We start from the raw sequence: 26,575 nt of genomic DNA, 5'->3' as shown, positions 1-26,575 counted from the left end.
GGGACGTCCGCTTCGTCCGAAAGCGTGTACCCGGCCTGAAATCCCACCCCGGCCCCACCGGCCAGGCAGGCGCCCGAGGACCCAGGTGCCGTGTGTGCACGGGGCCGTTTGCGGTAGGGTCCCCGCCCTCGATGAGCTCCCCTACTTCCCACAAGCCCGCCCCGCGCGCTGCCCAGGCCTACGCGAACCTCATGGTCCGCCGGCCCGGCACCGTGCTCGTCACCCTCCTGCTGCTGCTCGCCGGCGGCCTGTGGGCAGCGAGCAAGCTGACCGTGAACTCCAACCAACTGGACCTGATCAGCCAGGACCTGCCGGAGGTGAAGGAGGCCAAGCGCGTCATCGACATGGTGGGCGGCAGCGGCTTCCTCATGCTCGCGCTGCGCGGCGACGACGAGGCCACGCTCAAGCGCGTGGCGGACGACCTCGCGGCGCAGCTGCAGGCGGACACGAAGAACGTGCGCTCGCTCACCTACAAGGTGCCGGTCGAGTTCGTGCAGCAGAACATGGTCCTCTTCGTGAAGACCGAGGACCTGGCCGAGGGCAAGAAGCGCATCAACGCCTTCCTCAAGGACCAGATCCGCCGCGCGAGCCCCTTCTACATCGAGCTCAAGAAGACCGAGCCGGTGAAGCTCGAGATGGATGACCTCATCCAGAAGTACTCGAGCATGGGCAAGAAGAGCATCATCGACGACTACTACATCTCGCGCGACCGCAAGATGATGATGATGCTCATCAAGCCGATGTGGGACTCCAACCGCATCGACCAGACGAAGCAGTACGTCGACAAGCTGCGCGCGGACCTCGCCGAGTACTCGAAGAAGAACGCGAAGGGCGTGCAGCTGGTGGAGGACTACGACCGCATGGGCGATGCCCACACGGTCGCGTACGGCTTCACGGGCTCGTACCAGACGAACGTGGACGACTCGTACGCCATCGAGAAGAGCCTCGCGCCGGTGGCCTCCATCGCGTTCATCTCCATCCTGCTCATCACCATGGCGTTCTTCCGCAAGTGGGCGCCCACGGTGATCGTGGTGAGCGGCATGGTGATCGGCACCATCATCACCATGGGCTTCACCTACGTGACGCTCGGCCAGCTCAACATGATCACCAGCATCCTGGGTGGCATCCTGATGGGCTTCGGCATCGACTACGGCATCCACTTCGTGTTCCGCACGCGCCTGGAGCTGGGCGCGGGCAAGCCCTACGACGTGGCCATCCGGGACGCGGTGCTCAACGCGGGCCGCCCCGCGCTCGTCTCCGCGGTGGTGACGGCCGGAAGCTTCTTCGTGCTGATGGTGAGCCAGTTCCGCGGCTTCAGCCAGTTCGGCTTCCTCGCCGGCTGCGGCACCTTCATCATCGCCTTCACGCTGTTCAGCTGGAGCCCGGCGCTGCTCGCGCTCCTGGGCCGCATGAACCCCGAGCTGCCCAGGAAGCTGGTGGGCACCATGCGCCCGCCGGAGAGCGGCGCGCTGGGCTCCTTGCGCATCCCGCGCCCGGGCCTCGTGCTCGCCGGCTGCCTCGTGGTGGTGGCGGCGGTGTGCGCCTTCGCGGTGCCGTGGACGAAGAGCGAGCCGCCCAAGGGCCGCGAGCTCACGATGGTGGAGCGCCTGAAGCACGGCGTGCTCTTCAACTACAACACCCGCGCGCTGATGCCGGCGAACCAGCCCAGCGTGAAGCTGCAGGACGAGATCAACGAGCGCTTCCAGATCTCCAGCGACCCCATCGCCATCTACACGCGCACGCTCGAGGAGACCAAGGAGGTCTACGACGAGCTCACCCAGCACCCGGAGAAGTACCCCGCGGTGGACCAGGTGGTGAGCATCTACACCTTCGTTCCCCCACCGGACATCGCCGCGGCGAACAAGAAGATCCTCGACCAGTGGAACGAGGAGCTTTCGGAGATCGACGTGAGCAGCCTGCCGCCCGAGATGCAGGAGAAGGGGGCGCTGTTCAAGAAGATCCTCGCCGCCCAGCCCTTCGACGTGCACGGCGTGCCGGAGGTCTACGCGAAGCAGTTCCGCAACCTGCCCACGAGCAAGCCGGAGAACCGCGGCTACCTCACGTACATCTACCCGAGCGTGGACATGTGGGACGGCACGCAGCTGCTCAAGTTCGCGGACCAGACCACGGTCATCCACACCGCGAGCGGCCACGAGTTCCGCGCCGCGGGCGCCGCGCCGCTCTACGCGAAGCTCGCGCGCATCGTGCTCGCGGACGGCAAGCTCACCGTGCTGCTCGCGGCGCTGTGGATCCTCGTGATGCACTTCGCGGACTTCCGCAACGTGAAGCTCGCGCTCGCCAGCGTGATTCCCCTGGGCGTGGGCCTGCTGATGATGCTCGGCGTGATGAGCATGACGGGCCAGAAGCTCAACTTCATGAACGTGATCATCCTGCCCATCCTCCTGGGCTTCGGGGTGAGTCACGGCCTGTACCTGCTGCACCGCTTCCTCGAGGGCACCAGCCCCGTGGTGGCGCTGCGCAGCGTGGGCGCCGCGGTGGCCAGCAGCACGCTGACCGCCATCGCCGGCTTCGCGGCGCTCCTGGGCGCGAGCCACAACGGCCTCAAGAGCATGGGGCTCATCGCCTGCATCGGCCTCACCACCACGCTGGTGGTGTCCTTCACGGTGCTCGCCGCCGTGCTGCAGCTGATGCACGACGAGCGCCTGCGCAAGGCGGGCCGCAGCAACGGCGCGTTGCCGCCGGACGCCGGGAGCACCGCGAGCGTGGGCGGCAAGGAAGCCGCGTGATAAGCCGGGGGCCTCTTCCCCTTTCCGCAAGACGAGGCCCCCGATGAAGCGCGCCGTCCCGCTCCTGCTCCTGCTGCTCGCCACCGGCTGTGCTTCGACGCTGAAGAACAGCCGGGTGCGGCCGGACTACGAGAGCGTGGACCGCACGCGCCTCAAGCGCCTGGTGGTGGTGACCGCGCCCGCCCCGGCCGAGCCCGAGCAGCTCGGCGAGCTGTGGAGCCGCATCGCGCGGCGCTACGTGAACCAGAAGCGCAACTTCATCGTGAAGGCGCACACCAGCCTCCCGGGCCGCGTGGACAAGGCCGAGCTCGAGCGTCTGTGCGCCGAGGCCGCCGAGGGCCTGGAGGGCGTGCTGCTGCTCGAGCCCACCGAGCTGCGCCGCGTGGGCAGCGGCAAGGACGCAGGCGTGGAGGAGGCCGTGCACGCGCAGCTGCTGCGCTGCTCGGACGGGCAGGAGGTGTGGAGCGCGAACGCCGCGGGCTCCTTCGAGAGCGAGGACGCGCAGCTCAAGGAGAGCGCCACGCTGTGGACCAACGGCCTGAGCGCCTCGGTGGAGCCCTACGCCGCGCCGGCCTTCCGCCTGCTGCGCCCCACGCTGGACTCGCTGCCCGAGCCCACCCCGCCCGCCACGGACGAGGAGACGATGGAGAAGGGCGACGCCGAGCTGTTCTGAGCGCGGCGGCAGAAGCGCTCTCTGCACCCGGTTGCACGGCGGTCGCCGCGTGAGGCGGCCGCTGCGGCCGCGTGGCCCCACGCGGAGTTCCGTGGCACCTGGGGCCAGTGGGAGACCTGCCTTCGCGTCATGACTTTCTGGACGGACCCGCGACAAAGGTGAGTGCGGGTCCGGACAGGAGCGGTAGTGCCATGAGGAAGCAAGAATCTTCAACCGGCGCGAGCAGTCCGCGTGCCCCCGCGTCCATGCCGGGCGCGGGGCCGCACGAGCTGCCGCAGCGCCTGCCTGCGCAGCTGGTGCAGGATCTCCACGCGGCGTTCGGGGAGCACCACGCGCGCGCGGTGCACACGAAGGGCGTCATCCTCCAGGGAACCTTCACCCCGACTGCCGAGGCGCGGGCGCTGTGCGTGGCGAGCCTCTTCGCGCGGCCGGTGCCGATCATCGCGCGCTTCTCGGACTTCACGGGCATCCCCAACATCCCGGACAACAGCTTCGAGGCGAACCCGCGCGGGCTCGCGCTCAAGTTCCTCATGCCGGACGGCTCGAACCTCGACATCGTGGGCCACAGCTTCAACGGCTTCCCCACCGCGACGGCGCGCGAGTTCGGCGAGCTGCTGCGGGCGATCGGCGCGAGCGGCCCCGGGGCGGCGAAGCCCACCGCGCTCGACACCTTCCTCGCGGGGCACCCCGCCGCGAAGACCTTCCTCACCACCCAGAAGCCGCCGCCCGAGAGCTACGCCACCGCCGCCTACTTCGGGGTGAACGCCTTCCGCTTCACGGACGCCGACGGGCTGAGCCGCCCCGTGCGCTACCGGTTCGTGCCGGAGGCGGGCGAGCGCTACCTCGACGACGCGGCGCTGAAGCAGCGCTCGGCCAACTACCTCATGGAGGAGATCCTCGCGCGCGTCGCCGCGGCGCCCGTGCGCTTCACCTGGTTCGCGCAGCTCGCGGAGCCGGGAGACCCCCTCGAGGATCCGTCCCGCGCGTGGCCCGAGACCCGGCAGCTCGTGCGCCTGGGCGTGCTGAGCCTCGACGAGGGAGGGCCCAACACGCAGGCCTCGGACCGGGAGCTGCTGTTCCTGCCGGGCACCCTGCTCGCAGGCATCGAGGTGGCAGATCCCATGCTCACCATCCGCAACGCCACCTACCCGCTCTCCTTCCACGAGCGGCAGTAGCGGCGCCGGCCCCGGTGGCGTCCGGCAGGTGAAGCGAGGGGTTTGCGGCAGTGGGGCGTCAGGCCCGTTGCGCTCGCTCGGGCCGCGTACTCTCCTGCCGCACCATGGGCGTCACGCTCGAGTCGGTGGATATCCTGCTGCGGCTCGCGCTCGCGGCGCTGCTGGGCCTGGTGCTGGGCCTGGAGCGCGAGCTGCGCGGGCAGGCGGCGGGCCTGCGCACGCACATCCTGGTGAGCCTCGGCTCCTGCCTCTTCACCCTGGCGAGCATCTACGTGGTGCTGCCGCTCACGGCCACCGAGACGCTCTCGCAGGAGGGCGTGCGCGGGGACGTGACGCGCATCGCGAGCCAGGTGGTGGTGGGCATCGGCTTCCTCGGCGGCGGCGCCATCCTGCGCACGGGCAGCCGGGTGAAGGGGCTCACCACCGCGGCGAACCTCTGGCTCACCGCGAGCCTCGGGCTCGCCTGCGGCATCGGCTTCTATCTGGGCGCCGGCGTCACCGCGGTGCTCGCGCTCGCGGCGCTCAGCGGCCTGCGCCCGGTGGAGCGTGCCATCCGCGAGCGGCGCAAGAGGCTGAAGGCGAAGTCGGCGCAGCCCGAGGAGCCCGAGGAGCGCGAGGCCGACGAGGCCTGAGCTACTCCTCGTCGAAGGGCATGGGGAGCAGCGCGGGGCCGAAGCGCCGCTCCATCTCGGTGCGCACGTAGCGCTCGATCTCCTCGCCGGTGGTGAGGCGCATCGCGCCATCCAGCACCGCCAGCGCCTCCTCGCGGCTCGCCTTGCGCAGGAGCGTCTTCACGGTGGGGATCTGCCCCGCCGTCATGGACAGCTCGTCGAAGCCGAGCGCGAGCAGCACCAGCGTGTGCAGGGGCTCACCCGCCATCTCGCCGCACATGGACACGGGGATGCCCGCGCCCTTCGCCGCCCCCACGATGGTCTGCAGGAGCCGCAGCACGGAGAGGTGCAGGGGCTTGTAGAGGTAGGCCACGTCGCGGTTCTGGCGGTCGATGGCGAGCGAGTACTGGATGAGGTCGTTCGTCCCCACGCTGAAGAAGTCCGCCTCCAGCGCGAGCCGGTCCGCGAGCATCGCTGCCGAGGGAGTCTCCACCATGATGCCCACGGGGAAGCGCGCCCCCATGGGCACGCCCGCGCGGCCCAGGGCGCTGCGGCAGGCCTCCAGCTCGCTGCGCGCCTCCCGCAGCTCGCTCATCCCGCTGATGAGCGGGAACATCACCTTGAGGTTGCCGTGCACGCTGGCGCGCAGGAGCGCCCGCAGCTGGGCGCGGAACAGCTCGCGGTGGCCGAGGCAGTAGCGGATGGCGCGCAGCCCCATCGCGGGGTTGGGCTCCTTCTCGTGCTTCGTCTTGCCGGGCACCTTGTCGCCGCCCAGGTCCAGGGTGCGGATGGTGACGGGGCGGCCGCCCATCGCCTCGAGCACCTGGCGGTACGCCCGGTAGTGCTCCTCCTCGGTGGGGGGCGTGGTGCGGTCGAGGAAGAGGAACTCGGTGCGGTACAGGCCGATCCCTTCCGCGCCGTGGGCGAGCAGCGAGGGGATCTCCTCGATGAACTCCATGTTGCCCACGAGCTTGATGCGGTAGCCGTCCGCGCTCACCGCGGGCAGGTCGCGCGTCTGCAGCGCCGCGGCCTCGCTCTCGTGGTAGCGGCGCATGCTCTCGCGGAACAGCTGCAGCTGCGCCTCGCTGGGGTTCACCAGCACCTGGCCGCGCTGCCCATCCAGGGCCACGAGGTCGCCCGGGGACACCTGCTCGCTCGCGCGCCCCAGGCCCACCACCGCGGGCACCTCGCGCGCGCGCGCCACGATGGCGGTGTGGCTCGTCTGCCCGCCCAGGTCGGTGACGAAGCCCGCCACCCCGCCGCGCCGCGCGAGCATGGCGGCGTCCGCGGGGGAGAGGTCGTGCGCGATGACGATGGCGCCCGGCGGCACCTCCACGTCCTCGTCCACCACCTGGCCCATGAGGTTGCGGACCACGCGGTCCGCCACGTAGTCCACGTCCGAGCGGCGCTCCCGGAAGTACTCGTCCGGGATGTTGTCGAACATGTGCTTGAGCTTGCGCGCGACCCGGCGCACTGCCCACTCCGCGTTGATGCGGTCCTGGGTGATGAGCTTGTTCACCTCGTCCACGAGCATGGGGTCGTGGAGCATGAGCCGGTGCGCGTCCAGGATGAGCGCGTGGTCGTGGCCCTCGCCCTGGGCAATGGTCTCGCGCAGGTCGGCGAGCTGGCGGTCGCTCAGCTCGATCGCCGTCTTCATGCGCATGCGCTCCGGCTCCACCTCCGCCTCGGCGAGCCGCAGCTTCGGGGTGCGAACGCGCTTGCGGTCCAGCACGAAGGCATGGCCCACCGCCACGCCGGGCGAGGCGCCGATGCCCCTGAGGCTCAAGGTGGGGGTGGCGTGGGTGCTCACTGCCCCTCTCCGAAGCGGTCCGCGATGAGCTTCGCAATCTCTGCGAGGCACGCCGGTGCGTCCTCGCCCTTGCAGGTGACCTTCACCCGCATCCCCTTCGCCGCCGCCAGCATCAGCACGCCCATGATGCTCTTGGCATTGGCCGTCTGGCCCTCGCAGGCGACCGTGACGTCGCTCTTGTGACGGTTGGCGACTTTGACGAGCTGGGCGGCCGCCCGCGCGTGGAGGCCCAGCGCGTTGACGATCTCGTATTCCCCTTCGGCCACGGTTGCCATTGCGTCCTCACGGTTCACAGAAATGCCCCCGCCGCGCAAGCGAGCGCTGCGGCGAGGTAGAGCACCACGTAGCTCGGCACCCGCCGGCTCACGAGCAGGTAGGCGAGCACCCCCATCCCCAGGCACCCGCCGGCGAGCAGCGGCGCGCGCGCTCCACCCGCGTGGGCGCCGAAGGTGGCGGCGAGCCACGCCGCGATGCCGCCCGCGCACACCGCGGCGAGCGCCCGCAGGCGCGCCCCGCGGGTGGGCAGGTTCGCGCGCGCCACCGACTCCACCAGCCGGTCGCCCAGGGAGAGCCCGAGCCAGTACAGGCGCGCGCGCAGGGACAGGTGCACCGCGTTGTAGAGCACGAGGAAGAGCACCGCGCTCCACACGCCGAGCAGGGGCACCAGCGCCGCGCACAGCGCGCCCACCGCGGGCTTGAGGCTGAGCCAGAAGAAGCCGTCCCCCAGCGCCGCGAGCGGCCCCATCAGGGCCGCCTTGAAGGCCACGACCTTGTCCGGCGGCTCCTCGCCCGAGGCGATGCGCTGCTCGTGGAAGAGCACCCCGCCGACGATGGCCGCGGCCACGTAGGGGTGGGTGTTGAAGAACACGAGGTGGCGGCGCAGCGCGCGCTCGAGCGCCTCGCGCTCGGGGTACAGCTCCTCGAGCGCGGGGTAGACGGCGTACGCGAGCCCCAGGTTCTGCATCCCCTTGGGGTTCCACGAGGCCTGCAGGAAGAGCGAGCGGAAGAAGACGCGCAGCCGCACGCGCCGGCTGAGGCGCCAGCCCGGCTCCCGCGCCCCTCCCGAGCGCTCGCGTCGCTCGGGCCTCAACGCCCACTCCGCAGCGCGAGCGCGCCCACCAGCAGCAGCCCCGCCCCCGCGCCCACCAGCGCCCAGAGGTGCGCGCGCCGCGCGTTGCTGCCGCGCGCCGCGATGGCCGCCGCCACGCTGCCCATGGCCGGGTAGGCCCAGGCGAGCCCGCGCAGCAGCCCCAGCGGCAGCCGCTCGGCGAGCGGCCCCAGCGCGAAGCCCGCCACCGCGCAGGCGGCCGTGGCCGCGCCGTAGATCACGAAGTGCGGCCACATGCCCCACAGGTTCTGGCGCACCGCGCGGTTGAGGTGCCCGGCCTCCGCGGCGCTGAGGGCGACCGCCGCGAGCCGCGCGCTGTAGGCCTCGAGGCGCCGGTCCAGCAGGCGGCCTGCGCGCCCCAGCGGGATGAAGACGAGCAGCGCGATGCTCCAGAGCGCCGGCGTGCTGCCCGCGCCCGTGGCGAGCGCCATGCACGCGGCGGCCGCCGCCGTGCCGGTGGCCGCGAGCGTGTCGTTCTCCGGCAGGCTCGCGCCGAGGTTCGCCGCGCCCAGGTAGAAGAGCTCGAGGAACATCCCCACGAAGAGGCCGCTGGGCACGTCCCCGAGCAGCAGGCCCATCACGGTGGCCGCGACGAGGGGACGGCTGAGCATCGCCTGGAGGAACGCCTTGCGCTCGAGCGCGACCACGCCGCCCCACAGAGCCGCCAGCGCCACCTGGCCCCAGGCGACGCTCACGCGTCTCCCCGGGCCCGCTCCCAGCGCTCCTGCAGCTCGGCGAGCTCCAGCGGCCGCTCGCTCGGCACCGCGCGCGCCTCCACGCGCACGCCCGCCTGGGCGAGCCCCTGCAGCTGCGCGAGCTCCTCGGGGGAGAGGAAGACGGAGGGGCTCACCTGGCGCCGGCCGCTCGCGAAGTGCACGTTGCCCAGGTTCAGCTCGGCGGCCTGCAGGCCGTGCTCGCGGGCGTAGGCCGCGCCGCCCACCTCGCGCACGAGGACGAGGGTGCGCACCGCGTCGCGGCTGAGGGCCGCGAAGTCCATGCGCTCGAGCGGCTGGATGAGGACCTCGATCGCGCTCTGCACCGCGAGCGCCATGGCGGCGCGTACGAGCGGGCTGCTGGCGGCCTCGTCGTCGGCCACCGCCACGCGCGACACCTTGAGGTGCGGCAGCCAGGCCTCGACGACCTGGCCGTGGATGAGGCGGTTGTCGACGCGGACGAGGGAGATCACGGTCTTCTCGAATCGCCGACGACCGGCCCTACGTCAAGTTCGCGGCACCTGCGCTTCACGCAGCAGCGCGGAGGCGCACGTGATGTTGCGCTGTCCGTAGGCAGCCAGCATCGCGCCCATCTCCTGCAGCGGCAGCCGCTCGTTGCGCAGGCTGTTGGCCTTGAGCAGCATGGGCAGGTTGACGCCCGCGAGCACCTCGATATTCAGCCGCTGGCACATCATCAGCGACTCCTTGCACGGGGTGCCGCCGAACAGGTCCGCGAGCACGATCACGCCCTCGCCCTGGTCCACCTGGTGGATGGCGCCCTTGATCTTCGCCCGCAGCTCCTCCAGCGCCGTGCCCGGCTCGATGCTGCACGTTGCTACCAGGGGCAACTTCCCCACGATCTGCTCGGCGGTTGCCACCATCTCATCCGCCAGACGCCCGTGGGTCGCCACTACGAGGCCGACCATGTTCACCTCTGCCAACCCCCCGGCTGTGCCTCTACGCCCGAAAGCGCTTCGGCGCAACACCGGCCAAATTCCCGCCTCGGCTTCGAGGCTGCCCAATCACATCGACACTTTGAACCTAAGTCCGAGCCACTGCCAGCGCCCAATTGTAGGACGCCTGGATCACCCATCCGTGTCGCGTGGGAGACGCGATGGGCGGGTGAGCAGGCGGCACAGCAGCCGGGCGTGCGCAGCGGGCGGGCCCATAGCCCAGCGCGCTCCGCCCGGGGCGGAAAGTGGTCGCGGATACCGGGTCCGAAACGACCGGGAGCCAGTAGTGGAACTTGCGGAAACGTGCGCCAGGAGCAAGCAGGCGTCGTTGGCGTAGGCTGACCACCGGAACCGTGCAGGGGCGCCCCACGCTGGCGCAGGCCGCCCCTGCGAGTGCTGCCCCCCTTGCGCCGGAAGGACCCTGGAATGACCGCGAGCCGTGGGATGGGACTGGCCCTGGTGACCCTGCTGTGGACCGCGAACGCGCTGGCCCAGGCCGCCGCGACCCCTGTGGGCCGCTGGACCACCATCGACGACGAGACGAAGAAGCCCAAGTCGGTGGTCTCCATCTACGAGGAGAACGGCAAGCTCTTCGGCAAGGTCGAGCGCCTGTACCGCGCCCCCAACGAGGACCAGAACCCCATGTGCGTGAAGTGCGACGGCGCGCTCAAGGGCAAGCCCGTCATCGGGATGGTCATCCTCCGCGGCCTCGAGCGCGACGGGGACAACAAGTGGAGCGGCGGGACCATCATGGACCCGGAGAACGGCAAGACCTACAAGTGCAAGCTCGAGCTCGAGGACGGCGGCAAGGTCCTCAAGGTGCGCGGCTTCATCGGGTTCTCGCTGCTGGGCCGCACGCAGCGCTGGCCTCGCGCGGCGCCGGAGTCCGCGGCGCAGCAGCCGGCGGCTCCGGCGCAGCAGGCCCCCGCGCAGCCGGCGCAGGGGCACTAATCCCCCACCGGAACACTAGACGAAGGGCTTGCCCTCGGCGGCGAGCCTCGCGAGCAGGGGCGCGGGACGCCAGAACTCCGCGTCGTCGTGCGGGTTCTGGGCGAAGCGCGCCATGGTCTCCACCACGCGCGCGAGCCCCTGCTCGTTGGCGTAGTGCATGGGCCCGCCGCGGTGCAGCGGGAAGCCGTAGCCCGTGAGGTACACCAGGTCGATGTCGCTCGCGCGCGCGGCGATGCCCTCCTCGAGCAGGCGCGCGCCCTCGTTCACCAGCGCGTAGACGAGGCGCAGGACAATCTCCTCGTCCCCGATGGCGCGCGGGGCGATGCCGAGCGCCTGGCGGTGCTCCGAGACGAGCGCCTCCACCACCGGGCTCACCTGCGCCTCGCGCTTTCCCGGCGCGTAGTCGTACCAGCCCGCGCCCGTCTTCTGGCCGAAGCGGCCCTGCTCGCAGAGGCGGTCCGCCACGCGGCTGTAGCGCAGCGCGGGCTGCTCGGCGTAGCGGCGCTTGCGGATGGCCCAGCTGATGTCGTTGCCCGCCAGGTCGCTCATCCGGAAGGGCCCCATCGCGAAGCCCCACCGCTCGAGGGCCCCGTCCACCTGCTGCGGCGAGGCGCCCTCCTCCACCAGGAACATCGCCTGGCGGCTGTACTGCTCGATCATCCGGTTGCCGATGAAGCCGTCGCACACGCCGGACACCACCGCCGTCTTCTTGATGCGCCGCGCAAGAGCCATCACCGTGGCGAGCACGTCGTTCGCGGTGCGCTCGCCGCGCACCACCTCGAGCAGCTTCATCACGTTCGCCGGGCTGAAGAAGTGCATGCCCAGCACGTCCTGCGGGCGCTTCGTGAACGCGGCGATGCGGTTCACGTCCAGGGTCGACGTGTTGGTCGCGAGGATGGCGCCGGGCTTCACCACCGCGTCGAGCTGGCGGAACACCTGCTCCTTCACGCCCAGCTCCTCGAACACCGCCTCGACCACCAGGTCCACCTCGCGCAGATCCTCGAGCTTCAGCGTGGAGGAGAGCAGCGCGATGCGCTGGGTGAGCGCCTCGGGCGTGAGCTTGCCCTTCTGCACCTGCGCCTCGTAGTTGCGGCGAAGCGTGGCGAGCCCGCGCTCGAGCGCCTCGGGCTTCGTCTCCACCAGCGTCACCGGGAGCCCGGCGTTGAGGAAGGTCATGGCGATGCCGCCGCCCATGGTGCCCGCCCCCACCACGCCCACGCGCTTCACCTCGCGCAGCGCCGTGTCCTCCGCCACGCCCTGCACCTTGCCCGCGGCGCGCTCGGCGAAGAAGGCGTGGCGCAGCGCGCGGCTCTCGGGCGTGGCGACGAGCTCGAGGAACAGCGAGCGCTCCAGCGAGAGCCCCGCATCGAAGGGCAAGGTGAGCGCCGCCTCCACCGCGTCCACACAGCGCAGGGGCGCGGGCTGGTGCTTGCTCGCGGCGCGCACCCGCTCGCGCGCCTTCTGGAAGAAGGCCTCGCGGTCCGGCAGCTCCGCGCGCAGGTCGCGCACGCGCGGCAGCGGGCGGCGCGCGCTGACTTCACCCGCGAAGGCGAGCGCGCCCTCGAGCAGGTCTCCCTCCACGATGCGGTCGAAGAGTCGCTGTCCGGGCAGCGCCGCGAGGTCCTCGCTGCGCGCGGGCTCTCCGCTGACGATCATCTCCAGCGCGCGCTCCGCCCCCAGCACCCGCGGCAGCCGCTGCGTGCCGCCCGCGCCGGGGAGGATGCCCAGCTTCACCTCGGGCAGCGCCACCTGCGCGCCCGGCGCCGCCACCCGGTAGTGGCAGCCGAGCGCGAGCTCGAGGCCCCCGCCCATCGCCACGCCGTGAATCGCCGCCACCACGGGCTTCGCCGAGCGCTCCAGGCGCTCGATGAGCGCGGCGAGGCTGGGCTCGGAGAGGGCCTTCGGCGTGCCGAACTCGCGGATGTCCGCGCCGCCCGAGAAGCCGCGCCCCGCGCCCACGAGCACCACCGCCTGCACCCCGCCGTCCGCCTCCGCCCGCTTCAGCGCGTCCGCGATCCCCTCGCGGGTGCTGAGCCCCAGCCCGTTCACCGGCGGGTTGTCCAGCGTGACCACCGCCACCGGCACCGAGCCATGCACCTCGTACCTCGCGCTCATCACGGGGCTCCTGGGTTGGACTTGCTCAAAGGCGGCAGGGCCTCGGGGCGGTCGAGCAGCACGAAGTGGCTGCAGCCCTCGAGCACCCGCACCTCCAGCGGAGGCGCACCGCGGCTCGCGCTCGCGAGCATCGCCTCGGGCACCAGCACCCGGTCCCCCGTGGGCACCAGCACCGTGCCGCGGCGCAGGTTCTGGAACAGCGAGTCGTCGCGCTCGCGCATCCAGCGCTCGATGTCCCGCATGTTGTGCACCATCGTCACCACGCGCTCGGTGCTGTGCGGAAAGCCCGAGAGCAGCTCGCGCTTGCGCGCGTCCGTGAGCGGCCCGTACGCGCGCGTCACCGTGGGGTGCAGCGGCTGCAGGCGCCACAGCTGCACGCGGAAGGCGAAGGCCCACATCTCGAGCGACGTGGGCTCCATGACCGCGCGCCCCTGCGGAAGCACGGGTGCCTCGAGCACCACCTCCACGTCGCGGAACAGGTCCGGACGCAGCCGCGCCGCCTCCAGCACCACCGCGCCGCCGCGCGAGTGCCCGTGCACGCGCACGCTGCGGCTTCGGGGCAGGTGCTCGAGCGCCTGCACCAGCACCTCGGCGTCGTAGGCGATGCTGCCGTGCGGCTGCGCGGGCTCGCGCGCCCACGGCGCGTGCTTCACCACCGGCCCGTGGATGGGCACGTGGTAGCCGGCGCCCGCCAGCGCGATGAGCTGCACGTCCGCGTCCCGGTAGTAGCCGGCGAAGTAGCGCAGGTCCTCGACGAAGCCGTGCATGCACACGACGGTCGCGCGCGGGGTCTCGCAGCTCCGCTCGGCCACCACCGCGTCGCCCACGCGGTACACCACGCCGTCGAAGGCCTCGCGGTGGCGCGGCGAGCTCTTGCGGTGCAGCAGCCACTGCCGCGTGGCCACGAGCGCGAGGGGGACGGCGAGGAGCGCAGCGAGCATGGGGGGTTCCTCAGCGGCGCACGAGCCGGGCCTGCACCACGCGCGCGAGGTTCACGAGCCGGGGGCCCAGCTCTCCCTCGAGCCGCTCGCGCGTGAGGGAGAAGGCGGGCCCGCCGCAGTTGAAGGCCACGATGCCGCTGCCGTCCGGCGGGATGAGCGGCACGCCCACCGCCACCACGTCGCGGTCCCAGTCCCCCACCGAGAGCGTGAAGCCGCGCTCCTCGTAGTCGCGCAGCGCCTGCTCGATGCTCTTGCGCAGCTGCGGCCACGCCGTGCGGTCGCGCCGGGCGAGGTGGTCCATGAGGTAGCTGCGCTCGCGCTCCGGAATCGCTGCGAGCAGCGCGCGCCCCATCGCCGTGGTGGCGAGCGGCAGGCGCGAGCCGAGGTCGAGCCGCAGGGTGACGGAGGCCGCCGAGCGGCAGTGCTCCACGTAGACCATGTTCAGCCGGTCGCGCTGCCCGAGCGACACCGGCACGTTCGCGTACTCCGCCAGCTCCTGCATCAATGGGCGCGCCACCTCGCGCACGCCCATGCTGGAGAGCGCCGTGAAGCCGAGCGAGAGGACGCCGGTGTTGAGCGCGTACTTGCCCAGGCGCTCGCTGCGCGTGAGGTAGCCCAGGCGCGTGAGCGTGTGCGTGAGGCGCGACACCGTGGGCTTGGGCAGGCCGGTGAGCTGCGCGAGCTCCTGGTTGCCCAGCAGCGGGGCCTGCGGCGTGAAGGCGCGCAGCAGCTCGAGGCCGCGCGCGAGCGCCGTGACGAACTGGCGGTCCTTGCGCGGCTCGTCCTCTCCGAGCGGGTGGAGCAGCTCGCGCTCGGCGCTGGCATCCGCAGCGAGCGCGGCGAGGCGGGCATTGGCGGTGCGCGGCATGTGCTCTCCGGGGATAGAGCGCAATTGCCGCCGACCATAGGGGTCGGTACCGTGACGGTCAACGCATGCGAAACTGCATTTCGCACTGCGAAACTTCTGCAGCGGGAGGCTCCACGTGCTGGATGCGCAGCGCAGCGACCTGGTCCTGGGCGTGGTGGGTGCCGGCACCATGGGGCGCGGGATTGCCCAGCTCGCGGCCGCGGCGGGCATCCACGTCCGCCTGCTCGATGCGCGCGCCGGGGCGGCCGAAGAAGCGCGGGCCTCCGTGGCCGCGGCGCTCGAGGCGCTGGTGGCCAAGGGCAAGCTCGCCGAGGCCGCCGCGAGCGCGACCGTGGCGCGGCTGCAGCCCGTGGGCAGGGAGGCCGCGCTCGCCGGCTGCGACGTGGTGGTGGAGGCAGTGGTGGAGGACCTCGAGGTGAAGCGCGCCCTCTTCGCGCGGCTCGAGGCGGTGGTGGGCCCGGGCTGCGTGCTCGCCACGAACACGTCCTCGCTCTCCGTCACCGCGATTGCCGCGGCCTGCGCGAAGCCGGGGCGCGTGGCGGGCCTGCACTTCTTCAACCCCGTGCCCCTGATGAAGGTGGTGGAGGTGGTGGCGGGGGCGCGCACCGAGCCCCAGGTGGTGGACGCACTGCAGGCGCTGGTGGGGCGCACGGGGCACCGCGCGGTGCGCGCCTCGGACACGCCGGGCTTCCTCGTGAACCACGCGGGGCGCGCCTACGGCACCGAGGCGCTTCGGCTGCTGCAGGAGGGCGTCGCCCCCTTCTGGGAGCTGGACCGCGTGCTGCGCGAGGCCGCGGGCTTTCGCATGGGCCCCTTCGAGCTGCTGGACCTCGTGGGCCTGGACGTGAGCCACCCGGTGATGGAGTCCGTGTACACGCAGTTCTACGAGGAGCCGCGCTTCCGCCCCTCGTACGTGCTGCGCAGCCGGCTCGAGGCGGGGCTCCTGGGCCGCAAGAGCGGCGAGGGCTTCTACCGCTACGAGGGCGGCAAGGCGCTGCCTCCCGCCGAGCCCCCTCCCCTTCCCGCAGGAGAGAAGCGGCCCGTGTGGGCGTGCGCCCAGGAGCCCGCGGCGCTCGAGCTCCTGCAGGCGCGGGTGCGCGCAGCGGGCTGGACGCTGGAGGAGGCGGCGAGGCCCTCCGCCGAGGCCCTGCTGCTGCTCGCGCCCCTGGGGCGCGATGCCACCTCCACGGCACTCGCGCTCGGGCTGGACGCGGAGCGCTGCGTGGCGGTGGACCTGCTGCACGGGCTCGAGCGCCGGCGCACGGTGATGAGCACGCCGGTGACGCGGCCCGGGTTCCTCGCCTCCGCCGTCACGCTGCTCTCGGCAGATGGCACCCCCGTCTCGCGCATCCACGACAGCCCGGGCTTCGTCGCGCAGCGCGTGCTCGCCTGCGTGGTGAACGTGGCCTGTGACATCGCGCAGCAGCGTATCGCGAGCCCCTCGGACATCGACGCCGCCGTGACGCTGGGGCTGGGCTATCCGCGCGGGCCGCTCGCGTGGGGCGATGCCCTGGGCCCGCTGCGCGTGCTGCACATCCTCCAGGCGCTGCTCGCCGCGACGGGAGATCCGCGCTACAGGCCCAGCCTCTGGCTCTCGCGCCGCGCGCGGCTCGGCGCCTCGCTGCTCACTCCGGAGGGTTGAACCCGTGCCCGTCACTGCCCCGCTCGACGCCTTCCTCTACGACGGCCTGCGCACCCCCTTCGGCCGCCACGCCGGCGCGCTCGCCCCCGTGCGCCCCGACGACCTGCTCGCGGGCTGCATCCGTGCGCTGCTGGCGCGCAGCGGTTTCAAGCCGGAGCAAGTGGAGGATGTCATTGCCGGCTGCACGAACCAGTCCGGAGAGGACAGCCGCGACGTGGCGCGCCACGCGCTGCTGCTCGCGGGGCTGCCCGTGGAGGTCGCGGGCCTCACGGTGAACCGGCTGTGCGGCAGTGGGCTCGCGGCCGTGGCGGACGCGGCGCGCGCGGCGGCGCTGGGCCAGGGCGAGCTCTTCGTCGCCGGCGGCGTGGAGAGCATGAGCCGCGCGCCCTTCGCCGTGGCCAAGGGCGAGGCAGCCTACAGCCGCGACGCGCGCATCTACGACACCACCCTGGGCGTGCGCTTTCCCAACCCGCGCCTCGAGGAGGGCTTCGGCACCGACACCATGCCGCAGACGGCGGAGAACGTGGCGCGCGAGCTGGGCCTCACGCGCGAGGCGAGCGACCGCTTCGCGCTGGCCTCCCAGCGCAAGTACGCCGCGGCGCTGGCGGATGGTTTCTTCGAGGGCGAGCTGGTGCCGGTGCAGCTGCCCGGGCGCAAGGCGGGCACGGTGACGGCGGACGAGCACCCGCGACCCGAGACCACGCTGGAGAAGCTCTCCGCACTGCGCCCGCTCTCCGAGGGCGGTGTGGTGACGGCGGGCAACGCCTCGGGCATCAACGACGGCGCGGCGGCGCTGCTGGTGGGCACGCGCGCGGTGGGTGAGCGCGCGGGGGTGAAGCCGCTCGCGCGCGTGGTCAGTGCGGCCGTCGCGGGCGTGGCGCCGCGCACCATGGGGCTGGGGCCGGTGCCCGCCTCGCGCAAGGCGCTGGAGCGCGCGGGGCTCACGCTCGCGCAGATGGACGTGGTCGAGCTGAACGAGGCCTTCGCGGTGCAGGTGCTGGGCTGCCTGCAGCAGCTGGGCGTGAGCGCGGAGGACAGCCGCGTGAACCCGAACGGCGGCGCGATTGCGGTGGGCCATCCGCTCGGTGCCTCGGGGGCGCGGCTCGCGCTCACGGCCGCGCGCCAGCTGCAGCGCTCGGGCGGGCGCTATGCCCTCGTCACCCTGTGCATCGGCGTGGGCCAGGGCATCGCGGTGGTGCTGGAGCGCGCCTGAAGGCTCCCTGACGAAGCCGCGTCATTGCCCCTTCTCCCCCTGGGAGAGGGTCGGGGTGAGGGATGTGCGGAGGTGCCGCAATGCTGACCTTGGATGACCCGAAGTGGAAGACGCTGAGGGGCGGATATCGAACGCCCTACAATGCCGCCGTGACCCTCCAGCGCATGCAGCGTGGCGCGCACGTCTGGGAAGAGCTCTGGAACGAGCTGCACCACCAGGGAGACGTCGACGAGGCGTCCTACGCTGCGGTCCCGCACCTGGTACGCATCGCCAAGGGGTGGGCCCGCCGAGACTGGAACCTCTACGGCCTGCTCTCGACCATCGAGGTCGAGCGGCATGCCGAGGACAACCCTCCGCTCCCGGATTGGTGCCGGCAGGCGTACGCGCAGGCCTGGCGCGAGCTGTTCGACCTGGCGCTCGCGGACCTGCGCACCGAGCAGGATCCGCTGACCCTCCGCTCGCTCCTCGGAGCGCTGGCCCTGGCCCGTGGACAAATGGCCGTTGGTGCCCTGCTCGCCCTCTCGGATGTTTCCGAGCTGCGCGCGCTCGCCGAGGAGCAGCTCGGTCGGTCTCTTCCTGACGAGGACGAGGAAGGGCTCGGGTAGCCAGGGCTGCGTCAGGCCTCCGGGGCGTCCATCCGCTCGCGCACCTCCTGCGCACTCGACGAGGGAGGCAACGCCGCTCCCGCAGGAGCGGCGCGACCGCTCACCACTGCGCGCCGATCGTCACGCCGTACTGCAGGTTGGGATCGAGCCCGCCGTGCAGCTGACCCGCGGCGAAGCCGCCGAGGCAGAACCCGTTCGAGCTGATGACGCACAGGTCCACGCGCCCGCCGACGCCGAGCGAGGAGGCATCCGGGTCCGGGAGCGTGCCGAAGTAGAACGAGGGCCCCACCAGGAGCGTGAGGCTGAGGTCGTCCGGCGCGCCCCACCGCAGCGTGGGCCCCGCCAGCACGCCGTAGAAGGTCTCGTCCTCCACGTCCTGGAGGGACAGGGCGGCGCCGCCCCCCACGCCCACGGACGGAGTGAGCTGCTTGCCCATGTGGAAGAGGCCGCTGAACGAGAAGTACGACGCGTCCGCGAGGCTGCCGCCGCCGAAGCCGAAGGCGAAGGCGCCCATGTCACCGCCGCCGGAAGCGCCCTCCTGCTCCGCCGCGTGCGGCTGCGCCGCTTGCTCCTGGGGCTCGCCCTGGTTCAGGTCGTACACCTGCACGAGGTAGTCCGCCCCGGGCGTCCAGCCGTTGCTGCCCGGCTGGACGACGACGAAGTACGTGCCATCCTTGGGGAGGTCGTACTTGAAGCCGAGCATGCGCTTGCCCTCGAGCTCGTAGATGGTGACCGCGGACAGTCCACCGATGCTCGACAGCGACTCCGTCTCGCGACTGCCGAAGTGCAGGCTCGCGCGCGCAGCGTTCGAGTCCATGGGCAGGGCCACCACGACCCGCTGTCCCTCGTGGCCCTCGAAGCGGTAGACGTCGCTGCGCCCCCAGTCCTTGGTGAGGGCGTCCGTCTCGTCCAGGCGCCCGCGCACCACTTGCCCCAGCTGCATCGGCTCGACCTGCGCCTCCAGCGTGGGCACCGGATACGTTCCCGGCACGAGCGACAGGCGCAGCGCGTAGCGCCCCAGCTGGCCTTGCCGGCTGTTGCTCACCAGCACCGTCCAGGTGCCACTGGCGGGCAGTGTCACCTCCAGCTGCGCCGGTTCGGACTGCTCGGGTTCGCCGTCGTCGCTGCGCGCCCCGTGGCCGTAGGCCTGCGCCGCAGGCTCGGTGCCTCCGAGGTTCAGGGTCAGCTCGGGGTCGAACTCCGAGGACTGCAGCACCAGGCGCACGCGCTGACCCTTCTTGCCCTGGAAGCGGAACGCGTCCTGGGCGTAGGGGGAGGGACTGCCATCGATGCGCGGGCGGTCCTCGACCGTGAGTGCGCCCTGCACCACCTGGTCCAGCGACAGCGGAGACTGACTCTCCAGCGGCGGCAGGGTGGGCGCGGCGAATGCGGGGACGGACAGGAGTACCAACAGGGCGAGTGAGCGGAGCATGGTCGGGCGCGAGACACTATTCGGGAGCATGCGGTGGGAGAAAGGGCGCCCCCGCAAATCCTCTCGCGGCGCGTCGTCACGGCCTGGCGGACGCGCCGCCCGGAGAGCGACCCGCGGGCGCCACCGCCGCCAGCACCTGCTCGGCGAGGGTCTGGGTCGCATCCAGGCTGGCGTTGGCGTTGCTCAGGACGATGAAGGTCAGGTCGTCTCCGAGCACGTGGCTGAGGCGCGAGCGGAACGGCCCGTTCGAGCCCGTGTGCCACGCGGCCTGCTTCTCCCTGCCACCGAGCGTGAGCGTGCGCATGCGCCCGCCGTAGCTGTAGGCCTCCTCCGGCACGTACACGGTGGTGAGCCGCTTCAGTGCGTCCGCCGAGAGCACCTTCCCGCCGTACACCGCGCGCGTCAGGGTGAGCAGGTCCTTCGCGCTGCTGTAGTAGCCGCCCGCGCACTCGATGAACGAGGGGTTGGGGGTGCCTCCGCGCTTCGGCGCCGGGTGGATGGCGGAGTAGCCCTGTGCGGCACGGGGCACGCGTGCGAAGTCGCCCGTGAAGATGCCTGCGCTCTTCAGCCTCAGCGGGCGCAGCAGCACGCGCTGCACCTCCTGCGCATAGGTGCGGCCCGTCACCCGCTCGATGATTGCCTTCACCAGCACCCAGTTGGAGTGCGAGTAGTCGAAGCGCGCGCCCGGCTCGAAGGCGAGGTCGCCGCTGGCGAAGCGCTTCACGGCCTCGTCCATCGACAGGTCCAGCGTGGCGATGGACGGGTCCTTCTTGAAGGACGCAACGAGGTCGTTCGGCACGCCGCTCGTATGCGAGAGCAGGTGGTGCAGCGTCACCTTCGCGCCGCTGTCGGCGCGGTAGTCGGGCAGGTACGTGGCGATGGGCGCGGTGAGCGAGAGCTTCCCCTCGTCCACGAGCTTCAGGACGACGATGGAGGCGACGAGCTTCGAGATGGAGCCGAGCTGGTAGCGCGTCTCGAGCGAGGTGCGCCGGTGGGCCTCGAAGTCCGCGTGCCCGTAGGCGCCCGCGTGCAGCACCTTCCCGCCGCGCGCGAGCAGCACCACGCCCTGGAAGTCCTGCTCCTTGGTGAAGTCCTCGATGAGCGCGCGCGGCGTCCTGGCGAGCGCCGGCAGGGAGATGAGGAGAAGGGCGGCGAGCGTGCGCAGGATTCCAGAGGTCCGCATGGGCTGCGCACCCTACCCCGTGTGCCCTCAGAACACTGCGTTGACCGTGAGCGGGCCCGTCACCAGCGACTGGAAGGGCGCGGCCACGCCCACCGCAGAACCGTGCAGCACGTAGCCGTCCCCGTCGCGCTCCACCGAGAGGACCTCGAGCGTGAGGTCGCCGGGGTTCAGGTGCTGGCAGCCGGACTGCCAGCTCCCCTCGTCGCCGTCCACGGCGCCCCAGACGGCGTTGGAGAGGTCCCGGCAGTGGAAGGTGCCCACGCGCGGCTCGCCCTCGAACCACACCGTCACGTTGGCCACGACCTTCAGGCCCTCCACCGTGTCCACGGTGAGGCTGATGTCATCGGTCGAGGACCGGGCCTCGTACTCACCCGAGATGCCTCCCTCGAGCACGATGGTCGAGCGCACGGGCTTCGACGGCTCACCACCACAGCCCGCCGCGAGCAACGTCGCGGCGAGCAGGACTGCGCAGGCAGACTTCATGGGCTCTTCTCCGGGAACCAGCGAGGAGCCACCTGTGTACGCGGCGCGCGTGACGGACTCGTGATGCGCCGGGCTCTGTCACTCAGGGTGCGGCGCGCCGCAGCCGCCCGCGCTACTCCGGCAGGACGTCGAGATTGGAGGTGCCGGCTCCTCGCGAGGGCCCGCGGTCCCGCGGCACCTTGCGCTCGCGGCGGGGGGCGGGGGGCTCGCCGCGCTCGGCCCCGGCGTCGGCGTGGGATGCGGTGCGGCCCGGGAGTGTGGCGCCGTACTTCGCCACGTAGTCCGTCACGCGGATCTTGCGTGCGGTCGCCGCGCTGCTCATCGGCCGCACCTTGCCGATGACCGGCCGCTCCTGCCACGCATGGTCGTAGCGGCCCATCACCCAGGTGATGCCCGCGGTGGAGTTGGGGTTGCGCCCGTCGAGCGCCCAGCGGTTGTTGAGGTGGAGCATGAAGGCGAGCGCCTCCTCCGGCTCCCGCGTCCACTCGAGGAACTTCTTGCCCCACAGGATGCGCAGGTAGTTGTGGATGCGCCCCTCGGTGCGCAGCTGGCCCTGGGTCGCGTTCCACAGCGCGTCGTAGGTGCCTCCGGCCTCCAGCTCGTCGCGCGTGAAGAGCTCGGCGCGCTCGTCACGCCGGTGCGCGTGCAGGGTCGCGCGCGCCCACTCCGGCAGCGAGCCGTAGGTGTCGTGCGCGTCCACGAAGTGCGCCGTGTTGTACGAGAGCTCGCGCCACGTCACGAGCTCGTCGAGGAAGGCCTCCGCGCTCGCGCCCATGCCCCACCAGCCTTCGCGCTTGCCGGTGGGCTTGGGCGCCAGCCGCAGTGGGGTCCAGTCCTCGCGCTCGGCGATGGCCGCGAAGACTTCGTGCACGCTGACGAAGCCCCAGTGCAGGTAGGGGCTGAGCCCGCTGTTGCTCGGGTCCTCCGCCTCGTTGCGGCGCGTTGCGTACGTGTCGAACTTGCGCTGCAGGAAGCCGGCGAGCACGCGCCCGCCCTTCTCGGGGCCTCCCTCGAAGGGCACGGCGGGCACGCCGTGGTCGATGGGCAGCGCCGCGAGCGCGCGCGCCGCCGCGCCGGCGTCCTCCCCGATCAGCGCCTCGGCTGGGTTGGGCCACTTCGCCCGCACGCCCTCGAGCCAGCGGCTCAGCGTGCCCTCCACCGGAGGCAGGGCGCGCGCCTCGCGCAGCGGCGCCTCGGCCGGGAACCACCCGAGGTGCTCGGGCAGCCGGTGCTGCAGCATGCGGCGGAAGTGCGGCGCCGTGGGCCACGCGCGCTCGGCCACCCGCAGGGGCAGCAGCCCGTTGCCGTCCACGGCCTCGAGCCGCACGCCCAGGTCCGCGAGCTTGCGGCCGGCGGCCTTCAGCATGTGGGGGAGGAAGAACTCCGGGAACTCGTCCGTGACGACGAGGCACGCGCGGCGCGCGAGCGCCTCGAGCAGTCCGTGGCCCGCTCCCGGCTCGGGCTCCACGTAGCGCACGTGCGCGACCCGCGCGGCGCCGTACGCGGCCGCGTTGTCGCGCATCCCGTCCAGCGCGAAGCGGTGCAGCCGGTCACTCGCCCAGGGGTAGCCCGCGCGCAGGGCCTCGAGCACGACGAGGGGCCTGTTCCACGCGCGCGCGGCCGCCACGGCGTACTCGAGCGCGAAGTTGAAGCGCGTGCGGCGCGCCATCACCTGCCAGTAGAGGACCACGTCCCGCGAGGGGTCGGCGGGGACCTCGTTGAGCGCGCTGAGCCGCTCGCGCGGGACGACGGAGAGGGGGTCGAGCATGCACAAGGCTACGGCGCAGGCCTGCCGGTTGGACGCGTCCGTTCGTCCTTTTGCACTCCTGCCTCGCGTGCAGGCAGGCGCTATCCCCCGGAAGGCGCGGCCTCCGGCAGCTCGTGGGAGCGAGCCGGGTCGTCTGCGGCGTGCACCTGCTCCTCCTCGTCGTTGGGGCCTCGCAGCGGCAGGCCGTCCACGGGCTCACCGCGCACCGTGGTGGGATGGCCGTGCATGTCCTCGGCGGGCTGGATGCCGGGGTGCTCGTTTCGGGTCTCCATGGCGTGGGTCTCCTTGCCCCAACGGTCCTCCCGTGCGACGCCGCCGGCAACCGTCTTTCCCTCGTCCCGAGGTCGGGTGCTCCCCCACCCCGGCGGCGCTGGCGCAGGCCGCCTCCGGGCGCGGGGGATGCTACGCTTCGCGCATGAAGGGCTCCCTGTGAACGCCGACGAGCAGCTGATCTTTCCGCAGACGGTCGAGGGCCTGTTCGTGCGCGGGCTCGCCAGCAAGATGTCGCCCGAGCTCAAGGGGCGGCTGCGCGAGGAGGGGCTCGACCTGGAGCGGCCGCTCGCGGCGGGCTACCCGGCCGAGCGCTTCGCGCGGTGGGTCCGCATCGCCTCCGAGGTGCTGTACCCCGGGCTCCCCGAGGAGCAGGCGCTGCGCCGGGTGGGGCGGCACTTCTTCTCGGGCTACATGGACACGCTCATGGGCAAGGCGCTCGCGCCGCTGATGCGGGTCCTCGGCCCGCGGCGCACGCTCGAGCGCATGGAGCGCAACTTCCGCTCGGGCTCCAACTACATCGCGGTGCGCACCGAGGCGGCTGGGCCCACCGAGATGGTGCTGCACTTCAACGACGTGCACCGCATCCCCGGCTACTTCGCAGGCGTCATCGAGCAGGGCGCGGAGGTGACGGGCGCGAAGGGCACCATCGTCGAGGTGCTCCCCGCCCCGGCGCCGGGGTGCGCGCTGCGGGTGCGCTGGAGGGAGTAGACGTTCCGCCGAGCGCAGACAGCGGCACGCATTTGACGTTCATTGCCGATTGGCTATATAGCCAATCGGCAATGCACACCCACGAGCAGCTCACGGCCGTCTTCAGTGCGCTCGCCGACCCGACCCGGCGCGCGATCCTCGCGAAGCTCGCGCAGGGCGAGGCGACGGTGTCGCAGCTCGCGGAGCCCTTTCAGCTCGCGCAGCCCACCATCTCCAAGCACCTGCGCGTGCTCGAGGCCGCCGGACTCATCGAGACGGGGCGCGACGCGCAGAGCCGGCCCCGGCGGCTCGTTCCTGCGGCGCTCAAGACCGCGGATGCGTGGCTGCAGCCATTCCGAGAGCAGTGGGAGGGGCGCTTCGACCGCCTCGAGGCCCACCTGAAGAAGAAGAAGGCGTCCCAGTCCGACCGTCAGCGAGGAACACGATGACAGACATAATCGACCGAGAGCAGAAGACCGTTTCCTTCGAGCGCACCCTGAGCGCGTCCCCGGAGGAGGTGTTCGATGCCTGGACGCAGCCGGAGGAGATCTCGCAGTGGTGGGACCCCACCGGAGCGCCGCTCGTCTCGTGCACCATCGACCTCAAGCCACAGGGCGCCTTCCGCTTCGTGACGGCGGGCCACGCGCCGCCCTTCGAGGGCGTGTACGCGGTGGTCGACCGGCCGCGCCGGCTCGAGTTCCACGCCCTGGGCGCGAAGGGCACGGTCGCCTTGCGGCGCCATGAGCGCGGCACCCAGATGAACGTGTCGATCCAGTGTGCGTCGGCCGAGCACTTCGAGATGTTCGTGAAGCTGGGCGTCCATACGGGCACCAGCCGGACGCTGGACAACCTCGTCGAGCTGCTGGACGGGCGCAGGAAGACGGCCCGCGGCGCGTGACGGGCGGTTTCAGACCTTGCGCAGGATGAGTCCCTCGTCCGGGCGCAGCGCGATGACGCCGTGCACCCTCGCCGCTGCGACCGGCCCCAGGGTGGACATCACGGGCTGCAGCTCCTCCCAGCCGCGCGGCGCCGCGAGCGTCGCGTAGTCGCGCGACAGGTTGAGCGCGACGAGGAAGCTGCCCTGCTCGTGCTCGCGGCGGTAGGCGAGCACGGGCCCCTCGTTGAGCACGAGCCGGTGCCGGCCCACCGTGAAGGCGGGCTCGGCGCGGCGCAGGGTGAGCAGGTCGCGCGTGAGGTTGAGCATCGAGTCGGGGCGCCCGCGCTGCACCTCGACGTTCACCTCGCGCCAGTCTTCGCTCAGCGGCAGCCAGGGCTCGCCGCGGGTGAAGCCGGCGTGGGGCGCGCTCGCCTCCCACTGCATGGGCGTGCGCTGCGGATCGCGCCCCTGGCCGCGGCCGGGGTCCAGCGCCTCGAAGGGATCGCGCAGCCGCTCGGGCGGGATGGGCACGTTCTCCATGCCCAGCTCGTCTCCGTAGTAGAGCGTGGGCGTGCCGAACAGGGTGCACAACAGCATGCGCGCCACGCGTGCCTGGGCGGGCCGCCCCACGCGGGTGGCGATGCGCGGCTTGTCGTGGTTGCTGAGCACCCAGTTGGGCCAGCAGTCCTCGGGGATGGCCGCCAGGTAGGTCTCGATGGCGTCGCGCAGGACGTCCGCCTTCCACGGCATCAGCACCAGCATCTGGTTGTGGGGCATCTGCGCGCCGCCGGCCGACTCGCCGTAGAAGCGCACCAGGCGCTCGGGCGAGTGGTACAGCTCGCCGATCATCAGCTTGTCCTTGCCGAACTCGCGCAGCACGCTGCGCATGCGCTGCACGATCTCCACCACCTCGTAGCGGTCCGTGTTGTAGAGGGCGCGCTGCGCATCGTTGGACGGCATCGAGCGCGGGTCGTAGTGGGGGTTGGGCGGGTTGTCGCGGAACTGGGCATCCTTGAGCAGGTGCCAGATGACGTCGATGCGGAAGCCGTCCACGCCGCGCCTCAGCCAGAAGCGCAGGGCGTCGAAGAGGGCGCGCTCGACCTCGGGGTTGCGCCAGTTGAGGTCCGGCTGCTCCTTCATGAACGCGTGGTAGTAGTACTGGCCGCGCCGCGGCTCGAACTCCCACGCGCTCTCCCCGCCGAAGGCGCTGAGCCAGTTGTTGGGAGGCCCGCCATCCGGCCCGGGGTCCCGCCAGAGATACCAGTCGGCCTTCGGGTGGGTGCACGAGGAGCGCGACTCGATGAACCACGGGTGGCGGTGCGAGGAGTGGTTGGGCGCGATGTCGAGCACGATGTGCATGCCGCGCGCGTGCGCATCGGCGAGCAGCCCGTCGAACTCCGCGAGCGTGCCGAACAGCGGCTCCACGTCCGTGTAGTTCGCGATGTCGTAGCCGAACTCCACCATTGGCGAGGGGTAGATGGGCGTGAGCCAGAGGATGTCCACCCCCAGCCACTGCAGGTAGTCCAGCCGCCGCCGCAGGCCCGCGAGGTCCCCGATGCCGTCGCCGTCCGAGTCCTGGAAGGACCGGACGTAGACCTCGTAGATGACCCCGGTCTGCCACCAGTAATGCGCCTTCTCCGGCTCGCTCATGCGCGCGCCTCCTCGCACCCGATGGTGGGGAGCCCGCGGCGTGGCCAGAAGCGCAGCCCGTCACGGGGGCCTGGGGCTGAACATCGGCCCGGTCGAG

The 26,575-nt window shown here is 71.9% G+C and carries 26 protein-coding genes; 11 read left to right on the top strand and 15 right to left on the bottom strand.

Going from position 1 to position 26,575, the window contains the following annotated elements; genetic code table 11:
* Positions 1-131: 131 nt before the first annotated feature.
* The 4 genes from FGE12_RS06415 to FGE12_RS06400 all read left to right on the top strand — a co-directional run bounded on the left by FGE12_RS06415 (position 132) and on the right by FGE12_RS06400 (position 5,227).
* A complete protein-coding gene (locus tag FGE12_RS06415; protein ID WP_153865446.1) occupies positions 132-2,747 on the top strand; it encodes an RND family transporter in 2,616 nt (871 codons plus the stop codon).
* A gap of 43 nt (positions 2,748-2,790) precedes the next feature.
* The gene (locus tag FGE12_RS06410) at positions 2,791-3,420 is read left to right on the top strand and encodes an MXAN_6521/LA_1396 family lipoprotein (protein ID WP_153865445.1); all 630 of its coding nucleotides are present in this window, start codon (positions 2,791-2,793) and stop codon (positions 3,418-3,420) included.
* 191 nt (positions 3,421-3,611) lie between these two features.
* Positions 3,612-4,595, top strand: coding sequence for a catalase family peroxidase (locus FGE12_RS06405; RefSeq protein ID WP_153865444.1), 984 nt, complete (start codon positions 3,612-3,614; stop codon positions 4,593-4,595).
* A 104-nt stretch (positions 4,596-4,699) separates the two neighbouring features.
* Positions 4,700-5,227, top strand: a complete 528-nt coding sequence (locus FGE12_RS06400; RefSeq protein ID WP_153865443.1) for an MgtC/SapB family protein — start codon at positions 4,700-4,702, stop codon at positions 5,225-5,227.
* Position 5,228: 1 nt separating this feature from the next.
* Here FGE12_RS06400 and ptsP read toward each other — a convergent pair whose 3' ends face one another.
* The 6 genes from ptsP to FGE12_RS06370 form a co-directional block, all read right to left on the bottom strand.
* The gene (gene ptsP / locus FGE12_RS06395; RefSeq protein WP_194797637.1) at positions 5,229-7,016 is read right to left on the bottom strand and encodes a phosphoenolpyruvate--protein phosphotransferase; all 1,788 of its coding nucleotides are present in this window, start codon (positions 7,014-7,016) and stop codon (positions 5,229-5,231) included.
* The gene (locus FGE12_RS06390) at positions 7,013-7,291 is read right to left on the bottom strand and encodes an HPr family phosphocarrier protein (RefSeq protein ID WP_153865441.1); all 279 of its coding nucleotides are present in this window, start codon (positions 7,289-7,291) and stop codon (positions 7,013-7,015) included. Before FGE12_RS06390 ends, ptsP begins: the two co-directional genes overlap by 4 nt.
* 14 nt (positions 7,292-7,305) lie before the next feature.
* The gene (locus FGE12_RS06385) at positions 7,306-8,040 is read right to left on the bottom strand and encodes a PTS system mannose/fructose/sorbose family transporter subunit IID (RefSeq protein ID WP_370458900.1); all 735 of its coding nucleotides are present in this window, start codon (positions 8,038-8,040) and stop codon (positions 7,306-7,308) included.
* A 62-nt stretch (positions 8,041-8,102) separates the two neighbouring features.
* Positions 8,103-8,819, bottom strand: a complete 717-nt coding sequence (locus FGE12_RS06380; protein ID WP_194797636.1) for a PTS sugar transporter subunit IIC — start codon at positions 8,817-8,819, stop codon at positions 8,103-8,105.
* The gene (locus FGE12_RS06375) at positions 8,816-9,310 is read right to left on the bottom strand and encodes a PTS sugar transporter subunit IIB (RefSeq protein WP_194797635.1); all 495 of its coding nucleotides are present in this window, start codon (positions 9,308-9,310) and stop codon (positions 8,816-8,818) included. The genes FGE12_RS06380 and FGE12_RS06375 overlap by 4 nt, the downstream gene beginning before the upstream one ends.
* A 33-nt stretch (positions 9,311-9,343) precedes the next feature.
* Entirely contained in the window at positions 9,344-9,763 is a 420-nt protein-coding gene (locus FGE12_RS06370) for a PTS sugar transporter subunit IIA (protein ID WP_153865438.1), read from the bottom strand.
* 453 nt (positions 9,764-10,216) lie between these two features.
* Between FGE12_RS06370 and FGE12_RS06365 the strand changes: the two genes are divergently transcribed.
* Positions 10,217-10,741, top strand: a complete 525-nt coding sequence (locus FGE12_RS06365; protein ID WP_153865437.1) for a DUF2147 domain-containing protein — start codon at positions 10,217-10,219, stop codon at positions 10,739-10,741.
* A 15-nt stretch (positions 10,742-10,756) separates the two neighbouring features.
* Here FGE12_RS06365 and FGE12_RS06360 read toward each other — a convergent pair whose 3' ends face one another.
* From FGE12_RS06360 to FGE12_RS06350, 3 genes are read right to left on the bottom strand one after another with little or no spacing between them, the layout of a single operon-like run.
* On the bottom strand, positions 10,757-12,856 hold the full coding sequence (locus tag FGE12_RS06360) for a 3-hydroxyacyl-CoA dehydrogenase NAD-binding domain-containing protein (protein ID WP_153865436.1): 2,100 nt from the start codon (positions 12,854-12,856) through the stop codon (positions 10,757-10,759).
* Complete coding sequence (locus FGE12_RS06355; protein ID WP_153865435.1) at positions 12,856-13,797, bottom strand: alpha/beta fold hydrolase; 942 nt, start codon at positions 13,795-13,797, stop codon at positions 12,856-12,858. The genes FGE12_RS06360 and FGE12_RS06355 overlap by 1 nt, the downstream gene beginning before the upstream one ends.
* Positions 13,798-13,807: 10 nt before the next feature.
* On the bottom strand, positions 13,808-14,665 hold the full coding sequence (locus FGE12_RS06350) for an IclR family transcriptional regulator (RefSeq protein ID WP_153865434.1): 858 nt from the start codon (positions 14,663-14,665) through the stop codon (positions 13,808-13,810).
* 115 nt (positions 14,666-14,780) lie between these two features.
* Between FGE12_RS06350 and FGE12_RS06345 the strand changes: the two genes are divergently transcribed.
* The 3 genes from FGE12_RS06345 to FGE12_RS06335 all read left to right on the top strand — a co-directional run bounded on the left by FGE12_RS06345 (position 14,781) and on the right by FGE12_RS06335 (position 18,125).
* Positions 14,781-16,307 (top strand): 3-hydroxyacyl-CoA dehydrogenase, encoded by a 1,527-nt coding sequence (locus tag FGE12_RS06345; protein ID WP_194797634.1) that lies wholly within the window; start codon positions 14,781-14,783, stop codon positions 16,305-16,307.
* Positions 16,308-16,311: 4 nt separating this feature from the next.
* Positions 16,312-17,520: a 3-oxoadipyl-CoA thiolase gene (locus tag FGE12_RS06340; protein WP_194797633.1), complete on the top strand. Its 1,209-nt coding sequence runs from the start codon at positions 16,312-16,314 to the stop codon at positions 17,518-17,520.
* Between the two features lie 80 nt (positions 17,521-17,600).
* On the top strand, positions 17,601-18,125 hold the full coding sequence (locus FGE12_RS06335) for a hypothetical protein (protein ID WP_153865432.1): 525 nt from the start codon (positions 17,601-17,603) through the stop codon (positions 18,123-18,125).
* Positions 18,126-18,225: 100 nt separating this feature from the next.
* Here the strand turns inward: FGE12_RS06335 and FGE12_RS06330 are convergent, their stop codons facing one another.
* The 5 genes from FGE12_RS06330 to FGE12_RS06310 all read right to left on the bottom strand — a co-directional run bounded on the left by FGE12_RS06330 (position 18,226) and on the right by FGE12_RS06310 (position 23,263).
* Positions 18,226-19,557, bottom strand: a complete 1,332-nt coding sequence (locus FGE12_RS06330; RefSeq protein WP_153865431.1) for a hypothetical protein — start codon at positions 19,555-19,557, stop codon at positions 18,226-18,228.
* A gap of 76 nt (positions 19,558-19,633) precedes the next feature.
* Entirely contained in the window at positions 19,634-20,740 is a 1,107-nt protein-coding gene (locus tag FGE12_RS06325) for a serine hydrolase (protein ID WP_153865430.1), read from the bottom strand.
* 27 nt (positions 20,741-20,767) lie between these two features.
* Positions 20,768-21,223: a hypothetical protein gene (locus tag FGE12_RS06320; protein WP_153865429.1), complete on the bottom strand. Its 456-nt coding sequence runs from the start codon at positions 21,221-21,223 to the stop codon at positions 20,768-20,770.
* Between the two features lie 112 nt (positions 21,224-21,335).
* On the bottom strand, positions 21,336-22,991 hold the full coding sequence (locus FGE12_RS06315; RefSeq protein WP_153865428.1) for a deoxyribodipyrimidine photolyase: 1,656 nt from the start codon (positions 22,989-22,991) through the stop codon (positions 21,336-21,338).
* An 80-nt stretch (positions 22,992-23,071) separates the two neighbouring features.
* Positions 23,072-23,263, bottom strand: coding sequence for a hypothetical protein (locus FGE12_RS06310; RefSeq protein ID WP_153865427.1), 192 nt, complete (start codon positions 23,261-23,263; stop codon positions 23,072-23,074).
* A gap of 157 nt (positions 23,264-23,420) precedes the next feature.
* Between FGE12_RS06310 and FGE12_RS06305 the strand changes: the two genes are divergently transcribed.
* The 3 genes from FGE12_RS06305 to FGE12_RS06295 all read left to right on the top strand — a co-directional run bounded on the left by FGE12_RS06305 (position 23,421) and on the right by FGE12_RS06295 (position 24,849).
* Positions 23,421-23,972: a DUF2378 family protein gene (locus tag FGE12_RS06305; protein WP_194797632.1), complete on the top strand. Its 552-nt coding sequence runs from the start codon at positions 23,421-23,423 to the stop codon at positions 23,970-23,972.
* 71 nt (positions 23,973-24,043) lie between these two features.
* Positions 24,044-24,400 carry a helix-turn-helix transcriptional regulator gene (locus FGE12_RS06300; RefSeq protein ID WP_153865425.1) on the top strand — a complete coding sequence of 119 codons (357 nt, stop codon included), beginning with the start codon at positions 24,044-24,046 and terminating at the stop codon, positions 24,398-24,400.
* Complete coding sequence (locus FGE12_RS06295; protein WP_153865424.1) at positions 24,397-24,849, top strand: SRPBCC domain-containing protein; 453 nt, start codon at positions 24,397-24,399, stop codon at positions 24,847-24,849. Before FGE12_RS06300 ends, FGE12_RS06295 begins: the two co-directional genes overlap by 4 nt.
* A gap of 9 nt (positions 24,850-24,858) precedes the next feature.
* On the opposite strand, the gene FGE12_RS06290 is transcribed toward FGE12_RS06295, so the two are convergent.
* Entirely contained in the window at positions 24,859-26,478 is a 1,620-nt protein-coding gene (locus tag FGE12_RS06290; RefSeq protein ID WP_153865422.1) for an alpha-amylase family glycosyl hydrolase, read from the bottom strand.
* Positions 26,479-26,575: the final 97 nt, after the last annotated feature.

The sequence above is a fragment of the Aggregicoccus sp. 17bor-14 genome, from assembly GCF_009659535.1.
GTDB lineage: Bacteria > Myxococcota > Myxococcia > Myxococcales > Myxococcaceae > Aggregicoccus.
The sequence above is the reverse complement of the archived record's forward strand: the minus strand, read 5'-3'. Positions and strand labels throughout refer to the sequence as shown.